This is a genomic window from Flavobacterium aeripolare (genome assembly GCF_013294025.1).
In the GTDB taxonomy this organism is placed as follows: domain Bacteria; phylum Bacteroidota; class Bacteroidia; order Flavobacteriales; family Flavobacteriaceae; genus Flavobacterium.
On the sequence record NZ_JABSNL010000008.1, the window covers coordinates 22324 to 40825 of the forward strand.

The window sequence follows — 18502 nt, forward strand, 5'->3', positions numbered from 1 at the left end:
TTTTATCCTAACCAGCCGTCTCTATCCAAGCTTCTATATTGAATAGCTTCGGCAATATGAGAGGAAACCACTATGGGTGCTCCCTCAAGATCAGCAATGGTACGGGCAACTTTCAAAATTCGATCATATGCTCTAGCTGACAAATTGAGACGTTCCATCGCGGTTTTTAATAAAGCCTTTGAAGTATCGTCTAAAGCACAAAATTCCCTAATTTGCTTCGTATTCATCTGAGCATTGTAATGAATGTTCTCAAAATTTTCAAATCGTAGTGTTTGAAATGCTCTCGCTTCAGTGACACGCTTTCTTATACTTACGCTGCTTTCGGCCTTTCGATCATCAGAGAGTTTGTCAAAGGGAACAGGCGTCACTTCGATATGAATGTCTATTCGATCTAATAATGGACCAGAAACTTTGCTTAAATAACGTTGCATTTCATGTGGAGACGAGGTTTGTGGTGCGTCTGGATCATTAAAAAACCCACTCGGACTGGGATTCATACTCGCAACAAGCATAAAGGAAGACGGATAAGTCACCGTAAATTTAGCTCTTGAAATTGTCACCTCGCGATCTTCCAGCGGCTGACGCATTACTTCAAGAACATCTCTTTTAAATTCTGGTAATTCATCAAGAAATAAAACGCCGTTGTGTGCCATCGAAATTTCTCCTGGTTGCGGATAACTTCCTCCTCCCACAAGAGCCACATTTGAAATGGTGTGATGCGGACTCCTAAAAGGACGTTGGTTCATTAATCCTACTTCCTTCAATTTTCCCGCCACGCTATGAATTTTAGTTGTTTCTAGTGCTTCTCGTAACGTCATAGGAGGCAATATGCTGGGAAGTCTTTTGGCTAGCATCGTTTTACCAGCTCCAGGCGGACCTATCAATATAATATTGTGTCCACCAGCAGCAGCAATCTCCATACAACGTTTTATAGACTCCTGCCCTTTTACATCTGAAAAATCAAACTCAGGGAAATCGAGATCTTTGTAAAATTCTTTTCGTGTATTAATAATTGTAGGTTCTAATGTTCCTCTACCCTCTAGGAAATCAATAACCTCTTGAATCGTTTCGACTCCATAAACATCAAGTCCAGACACTATAGCTGCTTCTTTCACATTTTGTATAGGTAGAAAAAAACCTTTGAATCCCTCTTCCTTTGCTTTTATCGCTATAGGTAGCGCACCACGAATGGGCTGCAAACTACCATCTAATGACAATTCCCCCATAATAATGTAATCCTGATAGATAACTGATTTTATTTGCTCAGAAGCAACAAGAATACCAATCGTCAATGTCAAGTCATAAGCCGAGCCTTCTTTACGTAAATCAGCGGGCGCCATATTGATCGTTATTTTCTTTCCTGGAAGTTTATATCCATTGTTTTTTAAGGCAGCTGCAATACGATAACTACTCTCCTTAATAGCATTATCTGGAAGACCTACTAAGTGATAGCCTATTCCGTTATCAATATTTACTTCAACCGTAATTGTCGTTGCCTCTACCCCAAAAACTGCACTTCCAAAAGTCTTAACTAGCATATTTTTTTTCTTAAAAATAGAAATAATTTTAGGGAATTCCTTAATAAATAACAAACAATATATTAAAAAACAATTAGTTAAGCTTTTTAAAATAATTATTTACGCCTTTATAAACCCAAAATAACAAAGGAGTTTTCAAATTGTTGCACTACGATTTCAACACTATGTTTTCTGGATTATGAAATGAAACTGCAGCGACAACATCACTACGATAGCGAGAGCCTATGCTGTTTTTGAGGAACTAGAAATCAGCAGAATAGGTAATTTACTTACAATTAAAATGATAAATTGAACATCTTTTACTACTGCTGCATTTAGCAATCAAAAATGTAGATTTAACCCTTCCTTAAAATCAAAATATTTAAATAAAAGATAAGAAAAAACTTTCTATAAATAAACAATACTACGACTGCTTGAATGTGACTGAAAGAAGCGCCAAGACAGCTTTTACAAGGTTTTTAGATATAAATTCTTATATTTGCCGAGATTTAAGCCTTTTTTGCTTCAAAATCGACTGTTTTTATTCCAATATGATAATTTGGTAAACAAGCATTTTTCTGCTTTCTAACAGTACTATAGATAGGCAACAAAAATATAATTGAACGCCCTATGCTGCCTTTGGAAAAATTCCTATTAGGGCTTTTAACTCATACTAAATTAACACGAAATGCACTGGATAGATTATTTAATCTTTGTTATTTACATGCTTGCCATGCTGGGTGTGGGAGTTTATTTTTTTAATAAAAATAAAACTGCCGAAGACTTTTATGTAAGCGGCCGTAATATGAGTAGCTGGCACATTGGTCTATCAGTGGTAGCCACAGATGTAGGTGGTGGATTTTCAATTGGACTTGGAGGACTTGGTTTTACGATGGGAATATCGGGTTCGTGGATGTTGTTCACAGGGTTATTAGGAGCATGGCTTTCAGCAGTTTTCTTAATTCCAAAAATTAGTCATCTTGGACACAAACATAAATTTTTTACATTCCCGCAAATTTTCAATCATTTTTACACGCCTCGAGTAGCACTACTGGCAGGAATAATTTCGGCAATTGGATATGTGGGTTTTACTAGTTCACAGGTTTTGGCTGGAGCCAAATTAGCCTCTGCAACCATAGAAGGTCTTGATCTTCAAACTGCTTTAATCGTCATGGGTGTGATTGCTGTAGTATATACAGCCATTGGCGGTCTAAAAGCGGTTATCTACACTGACACGATACAGTGGTTAATATTGATAGGTGGTTTGGTTTTTATAGGTATTCCTATTGCATACAATGCTGTGGGTGGATACGATGCAATCAAAGCAACTTTACCGCCAGAGTATCTCTCACTGACAAATGTATCGTGGCATCAAATTGTAAACTGGTCCATTACCATAATTCCAATTTGGTTTGTGGGGATGACGCTTTATCAGCGAATTTATGCGAGCAAGGGCGAAAAAGAGGCAAAAAAAGCATGGTTAATCGCTGGTGTATTTGAATGGCCTATCATGGCATTTATGGGAGTAATTCTAGGAATGCTGGCAAAAGTGGCAGCTGTAAAAGGAATGTTTGCAGGAATAACAAATGCTGCAGAGATGGATAGCGAGATGGGATTACCCGTATTACTGGCTACAATACTTCCGGTAGGATTAATGGGATTGATGTTGTCTTCTTATTTTTCTGCCATATTATCTACAGCAGATAGTTGCTTAATGGCTGCTTCTGGAAATATTGTAACAGACATTATAGCTAAGTTTTCGAAAAAAGAACTTACGCATAAAAAGGAGTTACAGCTATCTCAAATAGTAACGCTACTCGTGGGCTTCTTTGCAATACTTCTAGCGTCGCAAATGCAAAATGTACTTGAACTGATGCTCTATTCCTACGCTTTTATGGTTTCTGGATTATTTGTTCCCGTGATAGGCGCTTTGTTTTGGAAAAAAAGCCATCCTACCGCAGCTTTCTGGAGTATGTTACTAGGAGGAAGTACAACAATCTATCTAATTATTAGTAAAAATAAATTACCTTTAGGAATAAATTTACCAGAACATTTAGACGCAAATGCTTACGGTATTTCGGTATCGCTATTGCTGTTTATTATTATATCATACTATCATTATAACAAAAACGGAAAACAAAATGGAATTCAAAATAATTAACGCTCAAACTGGAGCTGATCAACAGTATACAAACCAATTGATTGCTGAATTTTTATTCACACATTTAGAGGAATATGGCGATAAAGTTGCTGATATTTTAAAGTGTATCGATTATGTAATGAACCCTGAAAAAGGAGGAAATATTATCGTATGCTCAGACGAAGAAAAAATTGTAGGTGTCGTAATTTTAAACAATACTGGAATGAAAGATTTTATTCCAGAGAATATTCTAGTGTATATTGCTGTAGATAATTCACAGCGAGGAAAAGGATATGGTAAAAAATTGATGCAAAAAGCAATAGACACTGCCGAAGGAAATATCGCTTTACATGTTGAACCTAATAATCCGGCTAAGGGCTTGTATGAAAAATTAGGTTTCACTAATAAATACCTAGAAATGCGTCTAGTAAAATAATACCAGAAATGAATTTAGTTGGATCTCATAGTGACCTATTAACAACATTGCGTCAAGATTTACATCAATATCCAGAAGTTTCTGGACAAGAAGAAGCGACAGCAAAAAAGATCGCTTTATTTTTATCGAATTATCCTCCTGATGCCCTTATTTCAAATTTAGGTGGGCATGGAATCATAGCCATCTACAATGGAGAGAAAGATGGCAAGCAAATCCTATTTAGATGCGAACTTGACGCATTGCCTATTGCTGAGATTAACAACTTTAAATACAGGTCAAAAAACGAAGCTGTATCACATAAGTGTGGACACGATGGTCACATGGCAATTCTTTGTGGGTTAGCAATGCAACTGCATGAAAAAAGACCAGAGACTGGATCTGTAGCCTTGCTATTTCAACCAGCAGAGGAAGATGGTAGTGGCGCTGCCAAAGTCTTTAATGACTCAAAATTCACATTACAACCTGACTATGCATTTGCGCTGCACAATTTACCTGGCTACACTTTGCACGATGTGGTAATTAAAAACGACACTTTTAGTTGTGCCGTAAATAGCATGATTATCAAACTTAAAGGAAAGACAGCGCATGCTGGAGAACCTCATATGGGTATTAACCCTACCCTAGCGGTGGCCGCCATAATTACTGCATTCAATGAGAGTATCCATACTGATGTAACAAGTTCAAATTATGGTCTTATTACACCCATTTACACCAATATAGGCTCAAAAGCCTATGGAGTTTCTGCGGGAGAAGGGCAAATTCATTTCACGGTGAGAAGCAATAGCAACGCACAAATGAAAAAATTAGAAGCTCAATTAAAACATACTGCCACTACAATTGCCCTAGAACATCAATTAGAAATAACGATTTCATGGACAGAAAGTTTTCAAGCAAACGAAAACAATCACGAAGCAGCAAACTATATTAGGCAAGCGGCAGCTTCAAATCAATTTACAATTCAGGAAAAAGAGAGTCCGTTTAGCTGGGGAGAAGATTTTGGATTATTCACACAACAATTTCCAGGAGCAATGTTTGGTTTGGGTTCTGGAGTGAACACTCCTGCCCTACACAATCCCGACTATGATTTTCCAGATGAAATCATTTCTACTGGAGTAACTATTTTCCATTCAATTAGCAAACAAATATTAAATGCACACTAATTCAAGTATAACACTCAATCAAGCCGCTTACAAAAACAATATAGATTTCTTGAGAAAAATCTTTGGCAAGAAAGTGCAATTCTCCTCGGTTGTAAAAGGAAATGCTTACGGCCACGGGATTAAGGAATTTGTAACCATGGCCTTTGATTGTGGTGTCAATCACTTCTCAGTATTTGATGTAGAAGAAGCTAAACTTATCAAGGAAGCACTAGCTGATAAAGCTACTATTATGGTGATGGGGCTGGTTCAAGATATTGATATGGAATGGGTGATTGCAAATCACGTTGAGTTTTTTGTTTTTGATAAATTACGCTTGAGTCAAGCAGTGAAAACCGCCAAGAAGTTAAAAATAAGTGCCAAAATCCACATCGAAGCCGAAACGGGAATGAATAGAACCGGATTTGAAAAGAAGGAGTTAGCGGCAGTCATAACAACATTCAAGAAAGAAAAGGAACATCTCTACTTAAAAGGCTTGTGTACGCACTATGCAGGAGCTGAAAGCATTGCTAATTATTACAGAGTAGAAAAACAAATCAAAAAATTTGAAGAAATTTATCAATATCTTTGTGATAACGACTTGCGTCCTGAAATTAAGCATTCAGCTTGTTCAGCGGCGTCAATAATGTTTCCTGAGACAAGGATGGATTTGGTGCGAATAGGAATTATGCAATATGGTTTATGGTCAAGCCCTGAAGTTTTTGTAAATCATCTTAGTACTGTAAAAAATAAAATCGATCCTTTAAAGCGCGTGATCAGCTGGAAAAGCAATGTCATGAGTGTCAAGAAAGTGAACATTGGTGACTTTATAGGCTATGGAACTAGTTTTCTAGCAGAACGAAATATGAAAATAGCGGTGATTCCCATAGGATATTCTCATGGGTATAGTCGTTCTTTGAGCAATCAAGGTCGTGTATTGATCAACGGGCAACGCTGCATTGTCGTGGGCTCAGTAAATATGAACATGATGACAGTAGATGTTACAGATGTAACAGCTGTAAAAAAAGACGACGAAGTGGTATTAATAGGTTCGCAGGATGATGTAACCGTTTCTGTGGCCTCCTTTAGTGATTTTAGTAATCAACTGAATTATGAATTGTTGACGCGTATAGCGAAAACAATTCCGAGAAAAATTTTAAAATAATGGCATTTATAAAATTATATAGAGAAAAATTAAAAGACAACTACCAGTTTCTAGATACGATCTTCAAATCTAGAAATATTCAATGGGGTGTTGTTTCAAAATTGCTTTGTGGAAACAAAATTTACTTAAAGGAAATCATCGCCTTGGGAGTAAGAGAAATCCATGATTCTAGGGTGAGTAACCTTAGAAAAATAAAAGCATTAGACCCTACAATTCAAACGGTTTACATTAAACCACCTGCAAAACGAAGTATTGAAAATATTGTGCGCTATGCTGATGTGAGTTTTAATACCGAAATATACACCATACAACTGCTCTCTGAAGAAGCTCAAAGACAAGATAAAGTTCATAAAATCATTATTATGATTGAAATGGGTGATCTTCGTGAAGGTGTTATGGGTGAAGAACTAATTGCTTTTTACGGCAGTATTTTAAAAATGCCTAATATCGAAATTAGAGGTATTGGTACTAACCTTAATTGCTTAAGCGGCATCATGCCTACACAAGATAAGTTAATTCAGTTGAGTTTGTACAAGCAATTGATTGAAGCTAAATTTAACATCACCATTCCTTGGGTATCTGGTGGAACCTCTGTGGCGATACCTTTGATGTTAAAAAATGCACGTCCTATGGCTGTGAATCATTTTCGAATAGGAGAAGCCTTATTTTTTGGTAAAGATTTATTTACTGGAGAAACAATTGAAGGCATGCACAATGATGTTTTTAAACTCTACTCTGAAATTATCGAAATCACCGAAAAACCAGATGCACCTATAGGAGAACTGGGTGAAAGCGGGGTAGGAACAAGTTACGTCCCTAGCGCTAGCGACGATCTAGGCGAAACCTCATTGAGAGCGATATTAGATATTGGTTTACTAGACATGCAACCACAATATATTGAAGCTGAAGATCCTGATATAACGATTATAGATGCAAGCTCAGATATGTTAGTTATTGATATTTCAAATTCGAAAAAAGGCTATAAAATAGGGGATTTGATCTCCTTTAAAATAAAATATATGGGAGCTCTTTACCTCCTAAATTCTGATTATATCGAAAAAACTATCGGTTAATTACACACTTGGCAAATAAGGAAATGACCCACAATCATTTCCTTTTTTTATGCGCTTTTTTTTATTCGATGTTTAAAATTACAATCTACAACTGTTAATTATTTGAATTTTCATCTGTATTTTATATTGATTTGCTACTTTTAGTTAAAATTAACTAAAACCACATGAAAAAACGCTTTACGCTCCTATTGCTATTAATTTTTGTACCAAAAATTGATGCACAGGAATACTTTCCCAATAATGAAAGTATCCAACACCACAACACCAATTATACTGCTTTCACAAATGCAAAGATTGTGGTATCCCCTACTCAAATTGTAGAAAATGGAACCTTACTGATTCAAAACGGAAAAGTAGTCGCCGTAGGAAACAGTGTTGCTATTCCTAAAAACGTAGTTATAGTAGACTTAAAGGGACAATATATCTACCCTAGTTTTATTGATATGTTCAGTAGTTTTGGGATCGAAAGTCCAAAACGAGCGCAACGTAGCACTGACCCTTCTTACGACACTAGAAAAGAAGGTCACTACTGGAATGAGCACGTAAAACCAGAAACGGATGCCTACGCTAATTTTAGTTACAACAACGACAAAGCTATTGAATTATTAAAAGCAGGTTTTGGCGTAGTGCTATCGCATATGAATGATGGAATTGCACAAGGTACAGGTACCCTAGTCGCTTTGAATAACGAAGATCAAACAAACCGTTTACTGGAAAACAAGCTGAGTAGCCACTTTAGTTTTGCACGTAGCATAACTTCAAATCAAGCATATCCTAGTTCGTTAATGGGATCTATGGCCTTGTTACGCCAGATGTATTACGATATGGACTGGTATAAAAAAGGAAACTCTACTACAAAAGACGTTTCGTTAGAAGCTTTAATTAGTAATGAAAAACTAGTTCAAATTTTTGATGCAAACGACAAACTTAATAGTTTAAGAGCGGCAAAAATCGCGAATGAATTTGGTTTGAAATATGTTTTAAAAGGAGCTGGAAACGAATACGAAAGAATTGCAGAAATAAAAAAAACAAATGCGAGTTTCATTATACCCATAAACTTTCCTGAGGCATTTGATGTATCCAATCCTTATCAGGCAAGTCAATTAGATTTTGCCGACTTATTGGCTTGGAATCAAGCAGCAACCAACTTAAAAGTACTATCAGAAAATGGGGTTACATTTGCTTTAACAACTGATCAACTTAAAAAATTAGAGGATTTTAGACCTAACCTATTAAAAGCTATTCAGTACGGATTTGATAAGACAAAAGCGCTTGCTTCCTTAACTACAGTACCAGCAGCGTTACTAGGTAAAAGTAATGAAATAGGATCTTTGAAGGTGGGAAATCTAGCCAACTTTCTAATCACCTCAGGTGAAATCTTTGACAAAAAAACTATCGTTTATGAGAACTGGGTTCAAGGATCAAAATATGTCATCTCAGATCGCACAGTAAAAGATATTAGAGGTGAATACACATTGAACCTTAATAATACCAGTTACAATTGGAGTGTAAAAGGAGAGCAAAACGGACCAAGTTCTACCTTGGCATTATTAGATTCTACAAAAGTAAGTAGCAAACTTACTGTAAATAACAATTGGTTATCACTTATTATAAAAGGTAAAGATAGCACAGCATTAGATTTTAATAGATTAACCGCTTATTTAGATGGAAACAGCGCTATCTCAGGAAAAGCAATTGCATTTGACGGAAAAGAGTACAACTGGACGGCAACTAAAACAGCAGATTTCGAAAAGAAAAAAGATTCAGCAGATAGCGACAAGAATATAGTCGTCCTTCCAGTTACCTATCCTAATCTTGCCTTTGGTGACAACCAGAGATTAAAGCAAGAAGTATTGCTATTTAAAAACGCTACGGTATGGACAAATGAAAAAGAGGGAATTTTAAAAGAAACAGACGTCCTAGTTAAAAACGGAAAAATTGCTGCAATAGGAAATGGACTATCAGAAAGTGGTGCAGTGGTTATTGACGCTAGAGGAAAACACATTACTAGTGGTATTATCGATGAGCATTCCCACATTGCAATTTCAAACGGGGTGAATGAAAGCGGACATAATTCGACTGCCGAAGTGACTATTGAAGATGTGGTAAACTCTGATGATGTTAATATTTATAGAGAACTCGCAGGAGGTGTAACTACATCACAATTATTACATGGTTCTGCAAATCCTATTGGAGGACGTTCTGCTATTGTTAAATGGAAATGGGGTGCTGCTCCGGATGAAATGTTGTACCAAGACCAACCTAAATTCATCAAATTTGCATTAGGTGAAAATGTAAAACAAGCAAACTGGGGATTAAATAATCCAACACGTTTTCCACAATCTAGAATGGGAGTTGAGCAAGTATTTATAGATTACTTCCAGCGCGCTAAGGAATATGATGCCTCTTGGAAAGCATATAATTCGAATAAGAAAAAAGGAAAAGCGCCTAGAGTAGATTTAGAATTGCAAACACTGGCAGAAATAATTAATAAAGAACGTTTTATAAGCTGTCACTCTTACATACAGTCAGAGATTTTAATGCTGATGAATGTTGCTGATCAATTTAATTTTAATGTCAACACTTTTACACACATCTTAGAAGGATACAAAGTAGCAGACAAGATGAAGGAACACGGTGTGGGAGCTTCAACATTTGCTGACTGGTGGGCCTATAAATTTGAGGTAAATGATGCAATCCCTTACAATGGTCCAATAATGCACAATGCAGGACTGGTCGTTGCTTACAATTCAGATGATGCCGAAATGTCAAGAAGGCTAAATCAAGAAGCAGCAAAAGCCGTAAAATACGGTAACCTAAGTGAAGAAGATGCCTGGAAATTTGTAACCCTAAATCCAGCAAAGTTATTGCACATTGATAATAAAGTAGGTAGTATTAAAGTAGGTAAAGATGCTGATATTGTGATGTGGAGTGATAATCCACTTTCTATTTATGCTAAAGCAGAGAAAACAGTAATTGAAGGAGTTGTTTATTATGATATGGCAAAAGACGAAGTAAAACGCGCAGCAGTATTGAAAGATAGAAACTTGATTATTTCACAAATGCTAGAAGAGAAAAATAAAGGAATGAAAACGCAAGAGCCTAAGAAAAAGCAAAAAGCGGAGTACCACTGTGACACATTAGAACAATAATAAAAAAGGATCACAGTGAAAAACATTCATAAAAACACAAAGCACACTACTATGAAGAAATACAGCTATATACTATACTTGCTTTTTAGCGCCTCGATCTTTGCTCAGCATGCACCGGGAAAAAAGCAAACAGAATCTATTTTAATCCTTAATGCCACAGCGCATTTAGGAACCGGACAAGTAATTCCGAACAGCGCCATTGGTTTTAAAGATGGGAAATTAACCTTGGTTGCCGATGCCTCTACATTACGATTAGCAGCAGGCGCTTATGATCAAACAATTGACGCTACAGGAAAGCACGTTTATCCTGGATTTATTGCAGCCAACTCAACGCTAGGTTTAGTCGAAATTGACGCAGTTAAATCATCTGATGATGAAAGCGAAGTAGGAGACATGAATCCCAATGTGAGGAGTTTAATTGCTTATAATGCAGAATCAAAAGTGATTGAAACAGTGCGACCTAACGGAATATTAATGGCTCAGATCACCCCTCGTGGAGGAACGATTTCTGGAACCTCATCAGTGGTACAACTTGACTCATGGAACTATCAAGATGGTGTCATAAAAGAAAATGACGGAATTCATTTGAATTTCCCTTCCATATATAAAAATGGGGGCTGGTGGGCAGAACCTGCAGGAGCATCATTGAACAAGAATTATGCGGAAGAAAAGGCTACGATAAAATCTTTTTTAATTAGTACTAAAGCTTCTCAAGGGGAGGTTACAAAAGAACGCAACGTAGTTTTTGAATCTACTAAAGGACTTTTCAATGGGACACAGACTTTATTTATACACGCTGATCACGAATTACAAATTATTGATGCAGTAAAACTAGCGCAAGAGATTGGTATTAAAAAAATAGTTATTGTAGGTGGATTTGAGGCTTACAAATGTGCTGACTTGCTTAAAGCAACAGCTATTGGTGTATTACTAAGACGTGTTCATGACATGCCAGAATTTGACGATCAAGATGTTAACTTACCCTATAAAATGGCCAAGATGCTAACTGATAAAGGCATTGTTGTAGGTTTAGAAAATAGTGGAGATATGGAGCGTATGAACACTCGTAACTTGCCTTTTCTAGCAGGAACTTGTGCAGCATACGGTTTAGATAAAGAAAAAGCACTGCAGTTGATAACTTCAAATACGGCAAAAATTTTAGGAATTGATTCCTTTTGCGGTACACTAGAAACTGGTAAAGATGCCACGCTATTTATATCTGAAGGTGATGCCTTAGACATGCGCACCAATAAATTAAGCTCAGCATTTATACAGGGAAGAAAGATTACTTTAGAAAATCATCAATCAAGATTGAATGAAATTTACAAAGAAAAGTACAACCAAAAATAGTCTACCCTTTTACTAAACGGTTAACTAAATTAGAAGATAGAGACATGTGCTTACGGCAATGTCTCTATTTTTTTTACTTAAAACTTCGAATAAAGCACATTTTTTAGAATACCATTTTTTCAAAATTAATATAATTATCATTTTTACGCACTATAAAACAAAACTACCCTCAAAATACATGGGGTCATTTTAGTAAATATGTAATAATTCATAGAACAACACCTATTTATTAAAGGCACGTTAAAACATTTTATATTTTTGTTAAAAAAAAGTAACAAAACCATGAGAAAAATTATTTTAAGTGTTATTCTTATAACTCTCTTGGTGCTAACTGTTTGCACCAATTTCATGACAACTGCCACACCTAGCGCTATTGAACCTAGTAATTTTGACACAGGAGATACTGCATGGATGATTGTTGCCACAGCATTAGTATTTATTATGACACCTGGATTAGGATTTTTCTATGGAGGAATGGTAGGTAAGAAAAACGTGATTAGCACAATGTTGCAAAGTTATATGGCAATGATTATCGTCACCGTTTTATGGATTGTTGTTGGATTTAGTTTATCCTTCGGACCCTCTCTTGGAGGAATAATAGGTGATCCTACTGCATATTTCATGTTCAGCGGCGTTAAATCAACGACTGCATGGGGAACAATCCCATTTATGCTTTATGCCCTATTTCAGGCAAAGTTTGCAATAATTACTCCTGCACTGATTACAGGTGCCTTTGCAGAGCGCATTCGCTTCTGGGCATATATGTTATTTATGGTCTTGTTTATTCTATTTATTTATACGCCGCTATGTCACATGACTTGGCATGAAGACGGTATCTTCTTTAAAATGGGAGTACTAGATTTTGCTGGAGGAACTGTAGTACACATGAGCGCGGGATGGGCAGCACTCGCTGGAGCCATCTTCTTAGGGAAACGAAAAGGACAAAAACCAAATCCTGCTCGTATAACATACGTATTGTTAGGTACCGGTTTATTGTGGTTTGGATGGTTTGGTTTTAATGCTGGATCTGCACTTGCTGCAAATGGATTAGCAGTACAAGCATTTGCCACAACAACAGTAGCCGCAGCTGGAGCAGGAATGGCTTGGGTATTTTTTGATAAAATTTTAGGTCACAAAGTCTCAGCAATGGGAGCATGTATAGGTGCCGTTGTAGGTCTTGTTGCCATTACTCCCGCAGCTGGTTTTGTAAGTGTTCCTAATGCCTTATTTATAGGTGTATTTAGTAGTATTGTGAGTAATATTATGGTGGGTAAATTTCATAAGAGAGATAAAATCGACGATGCCTTAGACGTATTTGCTTGTCACGGTGTAGGTGGAATGACAGGAATGTTACTTACAGGAGTTTTTGCTTCAAAAGAAATCAATCCCGCAGTAACTGATCAAGGTTTAATCTTTGGTGAAACAACATTGTTTTTCACTCAGCTAACAGCAATGATAATTGTTTCTGTATTTGCATTTACTGCTTCTTACTTTCTATTCTTTATCGTTAATAAAATAACGCCTTTAAGAGTTACAGAAGACAAAGAGCATTTAGGTTTAGACCTATCGCAGCATGGTGAGTATCTATAAACACTATTAAACAAGCAAAAAAAAATCCAATCATGATTATGATTGGATTTTTTTTGCTTGTTAAAATTTTGAAATTCCCATTTTCAGCCAAGCCTCATATTCTTTAGCATTTACATAGCTTATTGTAGGCTGGCTTGTATTTAAACTATTTCCTTCGAGGTCTGTTAAAACATATAAAGGTTGTGTATTTGTTTTATACGTGCTAATCATAAAATCAGTCCACTTGTCCCCTATCGTTTCGATTTCTGCTCCTGTCTTTTTTGATACAAATTGTTCGCTTTTAGGCAACTCACGCTTATCATCTACATATAAGGAAATTAAAACAACATCATTTTTAAGTATTTGTAATATTGTTGGCACTGACCAAACATTGATTTCCATTTTTCTACAATTTACACACGCAAAACCTGTAAAATCTAGCATAATGGGTTTATTTACTGTTTTGGCGTAAGCCAACCCCTTATCGTAATCATCAAAAACAACGATACCATGCGGACCACTTTTTGCTCCTTCTGGTAAAACTGCTGTTGTTGTAGCGCTTCCTGAATTTCCAAGCCCCATAGGGCTTTCACCGTACTCCATAGGTGGCGGGAACGCGCTAATTACTTTTAATGGTGCTCCCCATAAGCCCGGAATTAAATATATTGTAAAAGTCAATACGACAAGTCCGGTCATCAATCTACCTACAGATATAAAAGGTAACGGACTATCATGTGGCAAGCTGATCTTACCAAATAAGTAAAGTGTTAGTGTTCCAAAGATTGCAATCCATATAGCAATAAATACTTCACGCTCTAATAAATGTAATTGCAACACTAAATCAGCATTCGATAAAAATTTAAAAGCCAAAGCTAATTCTAGGAAACCAAGAAAAACTTTCACGGTATTCAACCAGCCACCTGATTTTGGCAATGAATTCAACCATCCTGGAAACATTGCAAACAACATAAACGGCAATGCTAGAGCTGATGAAAATCCTAACATCCCTACAATAGGAGCAATTCCACCATTTGATGCAGCTTCAACTAATAAAGTTCCTACGATAGGTCCTGTACATGAAAATGACACGATTGCTAACGCTAGGGCCATGAATAAAATCCCGATAATTCCACCTCTGTCCGCTTGGCTATCCACTTTATTTGCCCATGAATTAGGAAGCATGATTTCGAATGCGCCTAAAAATGATGCAGCAAATACAACTAATAATACAAAGAAAATTAAATTGAAATACACGTTTGTAGATAAGGCATTAAGAGCATCGGCACCAAATACCCAGGTAACTACAAACCCTAGCATTACATAAATGACAATAATTGCAACGCCATAGATAATAGCATTACTAATTCCTTTAGCTTTAGTTTTACTTTGTTTAGTAAAAAAGCTCACCGTCATAGGTATCATAGGAAAAACACAAGGGGTCATCAAAGCTGCCAAACCACCTAAAAAGGCTAAGAAAAATATTGACCACATGCTACGAGGAGCATTATTTGTATTATTCCCTTCAGGCACACTAGTTGTATCAGCTGCGTTATACACATCTCCTCCACCTAGGCTCGGTTGCAATGAATCAACAACCGCAGCAGCACTATCGCTAGTAACGGCAGGTTGTTCTACTGTTGGTACTGGAGCTACGCTAGATTCTTCTTTTGTACTATTCACAGTCGTTGCTGCAGGTATACTTAGTGTAAATTTCTTTTCCTGATTAATACACACATCTTTACAAACTTGGTAATTAAGTGCTACTTCAATCGTTTTAAGTGCATTATTTGTGACTTTTACTAATTGTTGAACTTGTGCCTTTCTTTCGAAAAAAGTTTCGTTGACCTCAAAAATATCATTGTAAGCTGTTCTCGTTTTACTTTCGGTTGCTTTGCCTACTAAACTAAAATTGCCTTTGCTATTTTTAAAAACAACCTCTAGCGCAAGTGGTCCTCCATCAGGAGTAAACTGAGAATAAAGATGCCAGTCTTTATCTATGGTACCGTCAAACGTAAGTAAATAGGTGTTTTCAGATTTTCTCTCAATTTTAGTGGTCCATTTTGCAGGATCTAAAATTTGAGCATCGACATTGGCAAAGGCCAAAAATGCAAGTAGTAAAAAGATAATTTTCTTCATTATTCCAATTCTATTTTTAATATATTAATGGTATTCTCGGTGATTTTAAAGCGCTCATCTTGTCGCAGACCTGTAATCCATACAATCGCATTAGCAGACCATAAAACCCAACACTGCTCTTTGTCTAACAGTGATAGTTTTTCATCTTTAAAAAACTTACTCAGCTTTTTTGACTTTCCGTTCATGCCTAATGGCTGGAAGCTATCCCCTTCTTGCCAGCGTTTTAAAACCAACGGATACTGCAATCTATCTGCATCTACAAAGATAACCTTATTCGATTCAAAAGCAGTTGTAGTCGTTTTTTTAAACGCCAAATTTATAGGAATATTAACCTTTTGCTCTTCTAAACTTATATAGTATTCTAGCTGCTCATTAGGATCTAGCATTTTACTCAATAATAAGCTGTCTCTATTTTTTAATAATCGAAAATTAGACGCATAGATTTGTTTTCCTGACACAGCATCGACTAAATCATACACATCGTTCCAAGCAGTAAAACCAAATTCACTTAACCACTGGTATAAATAAGCCTTATAGTTGGGTAATTTTCTCAATTGATTAAGATCAAAAGTGATTGTGTCTTCCTCTTGTTTTGCAACTTGTTGATACACCATAATCGAAGCATCTTCAACTAGACCTGCTGATTCCTGCAAGTATGATTGTGTTTTATGAAAGGCATCCATAAAATTAGGATTTAGTTCCTGCAATAATGGAACCAGATGATGCCTAATTTTATTGCGCAGGTACTTATCAGAAGCGTTACTTGCATCTTCGCGCCAAGCGATTGCATTACTCTCTGCGTAGTTTAAAATTTCGCTTCGAGAAAAATGCAGTAGCGGTCTAACAATGTTCCCATTTTCTTCAGGGATTCCGGTTAAACCATCTAAGCCAGTTCCCCGACTCAAATTAATCAAAAAAGTTTCTAAATTATCGTCAGCATGGTGCGCGGTCAAAATGTAATCATACCCCTCTTCCTCTAGCAGTTCATAAAACCAGTTGTACCTTAAATCTCTGGCTGCAACTTGAGTTGATAATTTATAATCTGCTGCAAATGCTTGGGTATCAAACTGTGTAATGTACGCTGGGATTTGGTTTTCGTCAGCAAAATCTTGAACAAATTTTTGATCTTTAAAACTATCAACACCACGCAATTGAAAATTACAATGCGCTATGGCCACATCAAATTTTAAATCTTTAAAAAGATGCGCCATCACCATGCTGTCAAGACCACCACTAGTAGCAAGTAATAATTTTTTACCTACTAGAAATGACAAATTAGATGCAATATGTTTTTTTAATATTTCTAACATTCTGTACTTTTTACTATTATATCATCGCGAGAAGCCCACATTTATGCTAAAACCTCGCGCATTGCTTTTGCTTTGAGCATGCACTCTTGATATTCCATCTCTGGATTAGAGCGCGCCGTGATTGCACTGCCTACTGAAAACGAAATATACTTCTTTTTTTGATTGTAAAGAATGCTTCGTATCACCACATTAAAGTCATAATCTCCTTCTGGAGTAAAATATCCTACAGCACCACTATACAAGCCACGTTTAGTTTCTTCAAGATCTTCAATAATTTTCATCACAGAAACCTTAGGTGCACCCGTCATGCTTCCCATGGGGAAAGTCGTTTTTAAAGTGTCTATTGCGCTATATTGAGCATCTATTTTTGAAGTGATTGTAGAGATCATTTGGTGTACTTGCAAGAAAGAATATAAGCCACACAACTCAGTTACTTGTACAGCCCCTTTTTGAGCGGTGTGCGAGAGGTCATTTCTCACTAAGTCTGTGATCATTATGTTCTCTGCTCTTTCTTTAGGATCTGTTGCTAAAGCCAATTTAGATTCTTCATCTTTTACAGCATCATCATACCTTCTTGAAGTCCCTTTTATAGGTTGAGAAACCAAGACTTCAGCTTCTTTTTTTAAATATCGTTCTGGCGACGCCGAAAGTAAAAAATGAGATTGATTTTTAAAATACACGGCAAAAGGTGCTTTTGAAATTTCGTTCAGTTTGAAATATTTCTCTAATGGATTGATCGTACTGTTTTCGGCATAAAATTCCATGCAAAAATTTGCTTCATAGCAATCACCACGATGAATGTGTTCCAACAATTTGCCTACTTTATCTAGATAGTCTTTTTTCGAAATCCTAGCTTGAATAGTAACTGGAGCTGTTGCTGCTTCTTTGAAGATATTGGTATTCAAAATTTCAGTGAAATCACTTTCAAATTCGTCATCACACATATTAAGATACCGCATTTCAAGTGTATCCTCTTTAAAAATAAAAATTTTCTTGGGTTGGAAGAAAAACAAATCCGGAAATTCGAGTCCGTCGTAATTATTTGAATGCAAATCTTCTACGTCATTTTTTAGATCATAAGATAAGAAACCAAAAATCCAATCCTTAGTAGTTTGTTGGTATTGCTTTAAATCTTCAAACGCGTTATGGTAATCTGTTTTAATAGCTGTAATACCATCAACTGCAACGATACAGTCGTATTTAGAATAAGAATCTTTATGCTCGTTACTATCTAAATAGCTTACTTCTTGATATTGTTGAGACCAAATTAAAAGTTGCTCTTTAAACTGTTTTAAATTGTGAATTTGTTTGTAAACTGATGTTCTCAAGGGCTAAAATTGTTTAAAAATCAAAATTACGATAAAAAAAGCCTTTACTAAGTGATAATTCTAAAAATCAAATAAAAATTCGTAAATTTATAATAAACAACTGAATACCATACAAATAGCTACACTTCATCCTTTTACAGCAGTATTAAATTGACACTTTCATAGTTGGTTAAAAAGAGGGTTGTCAATA

At 36.2% G+C, this 18502-nt stretch carries 12 protein-coding genes; 8 read left to right on the top strand and 4 right to left on the bottom strand.

Annotated features, from left to right (window positions below; genetic code table 11):
* Positions 1-2: 2 nt before the first annotated feature.
* Entirely contained in the window at positions 3-1538 is a 1536-nt protein-coding gene (locus HNQ00_RS10125) for a YifB family Mg chelatase-like AAA ATPase (protein ID WP_173838306.1), read from the bottom strand.
* 667 nt (positions 1539-2205) lie between these two features.
* Here HNQ00_RS10125 and HNQ00_RS10130 point away from each other — a divergent pair.
* From HNQ00_RS10130 to HNQ00_RS10165, 8 genes are all read left to right on the top strand, one after another.
* Positions 2206-3678: a sodium:solute symporter family protein gene (locus tag HNQ00_RS10130; protein ID WP_173838308.1), complete on the top strand. Its 1473-nt coding sequence runs from the start codon at positions 2206-2208 to the stop codon at positions 3676-3678.
* Positions 3659-4093: a GNAT family N-acetyltransferase gene (locus HNQ00_RS10135; RefSeq protein WP_173838310.1), complete on the top strand. Its 435-nt coding sequence runs from the start codon at positions 3659-3661 to the stop codon at positions 4091-4093. Before HNQ00_RS10130 ends, HNQ00_RS10135 begins: the two co-directional genes overlap by 20 nt.
* Positions 4094-4101: 8 nt before the next feature.
* Positions 4102-5253 (top strand): amidohydrolase, encoded by a 1152-nt coding sequence (locus HNQ00_RS10140; protein ID WP_173838312.1) that lies wholly within the window; start codon positions 4102-4104, stop codon positions 5251-5253.
* Positions 5243-6394: an alanine racemase gene (gene alr / locus HNQ00_RS10145; RefSeq protein WP_173838314.1), complete on the top strand. Its 1152-nt coding sequence runs from the start codon at positions 5243-5245 to the stop codon at positions 6392-6394. Before HNQ00_RS10140 ends, alr begins: the two co-directional genes overlap by 11 nt.
* The gene (locus HNQ00_RS10150; RefSeq protein ID WP_173838316.1) at positions 6394-7467 is read left to right on the top strand and encodes an alanine/ornithine racemase family PLP-dependent enzyme; all 1074 of its coding nucleotides are present in this window, start codon (positions 6394-6396) and stop codon (positions 7465-7467) included. Before alr ends, HNQ00_RS10150 begins: the two co-directional genes overlap by 1 nt.
* 164 nt (positions 7468-7631) lie before the next feature.
* A complete protein-coding gene (locus tag HNQ00_RS10155) occupies positions 7632-10619 on the top strand; it encodes an amidohydrolase family protein (protein ID WP_173838324.1) in 2988 nt (995 codons plus the stop codon).
* Between the two features lie 51 nt (positions 10620-10670).
* On the top strand, positions 10671-11969 hold the full coding sequence (locus HNQ00_RS10160) for an amidohydrolase family protein (protein ID WP_173838551.1): 1299 nt from the start codon (positions 10671-10673) through the stop codon (positions 11967-11969).
* Between the two features lie 282 nt (positions 11970-12251).
* On the top strand, positions 12252-13559 hold the full coding sequence (locus HNQ00_RS10165; protein WP_173838326.1) for an ammonium transporter: 1308 nt from the start codon (positions 12252-12254) through the stop codon (positions 13557-13559).
* 60 nt (positions 13560-13619) lie between these two features.
* Here HNQ00_RS10165 and HNQ00_RS10170 read toward each other — a convergent pair whose 3' ends face one another.
* Genes HNQ00_RS10170 through HNQ00_RS10180 form a run of 3 tightly spaced genes read right to left on the bottom strand, consistent with a single transcriptional unit; the run spans position 13620 to position 18312 of the window.
* Positions 13620-15674, bottom strand: coding sequence for a protein-disulfide reductase DsbD family protein (locus HNQ00_RS10170; protein ID WP_173838328.1), 2055 nt, complete (start codon positions 15672-15674; stop codon positions 13620-13622).
* Positions 15674-16984: a tRNA lysidine(34) synthetase TilS gene (gene tilS, locus HNQ00_RS10175; protein WP_173838330.1), complete on the bottom strand. Its 1311-nt coding sequence runs from the start codon at positions 16982-16984 to the stop codon at positions 15674-15676. The genes HNQ00_RS10170 and tilS overlap by 1 nt, the downstream gene beginning before the upstream one ends.
* 41 nt (positions 16985-17025) lie before the next feature.
* Positions 17026-18312 carry an anthranilate synthase component I family protein gene (locus HNQ00_RS10180; protein ID WP_173838332.1) on the bottom strand — a complete coding sequence of 429 codons (1287 nt, stop codon included), beginning with the start codon at positions 18310-18312 and terminating at the stop codon, positions 17026-17028.
* Positions 18313-18502 lie beyond the last annotated feature (190 nt).

What these genes read in the sequence shown, in the direction of transcription:
- HNQ00_RS10155 (WP_173838324.1), top strand. Translation starts at nt 7,632, where the DNA reads ATGAAAAAACGCTTTACGCTCCTATTGCTATTAATTTTTGTACCAAAA.
- tilS (WP_173838330.1), bottom strand. Translation starts at nt 16,984, where the DNA reads ATGTTAGAAATATTAAAAAAACATATTGCATCTAATTTGTCATTTCTA.
- HNQ00_RS10135 (WP_173838310.1), top strand. Translation starts at nt 3,659, where the DNA reads ATGGAATTCAAAATAATTAACGCTCAAACTGGAGCTGATCAACAGTAT.
- HNQ00_RS10170 (WP_173838328.1), bottom strand. Translation starts at nt 15,674, where the DNA reads ATGAAGAAAATTATCTTTTTACTACTTGCATTTTTGGCCTTTGCCAAT.
- HNQ00_RS10150 (WP_173838316.1), top strand. Translation starts at nt 6,394, where the DNA reads ATGGCATTTATAAAATTATATAGAGAAAAATTAAAAGACAACTACCAG.
- HNQ00_RS10130 (WP_173838308.1), top strand. Translation starts at nt 2,206, where the DNA reads ATGCACTGGATAGATTATTTAATCTTTGTTATTTACATGCTTGCCATG.
- HNQ00_RS10125 (WP_173838306.1), bottom strand. Translation starts at nt 1,538, where the DNA reads ATGCTAGTTAAGACTTTTGGAAGTGCAGTTTTTGGGGTAGAGGCAACG.
- HNQ00_RS10165 (WP_173838326.1), top strand. Translation starts at nt 12,252, where the DNA reads ATGAGAAAAATTATTTTAAGTGTTATTCTTATAACTCTCTTGGTGCTA.
- HNQ00_RS10140 (WP_173838312.1), top strand. Translation starts at nt 4,102, where the DNA reads ATGAATTTAGTTGGATCTCATAGTGACCTATTAACAACATTGCGTCAA.
- alr (WP_173838314.1), top strand. Translation starts at nt 5,243, where the DNA reads ATGCACACTAATTCAAGTATAACACTCAATCAAGCCGCTTACAAAAAC.
- HNQ00_RS10160 (WP_173838551.1), top strand. Translation starts at nt 10,671, where the DNA reads ATGAAGAAATACAGCTATATACTATACTTGCTTTTTAGCGCCTCGATC.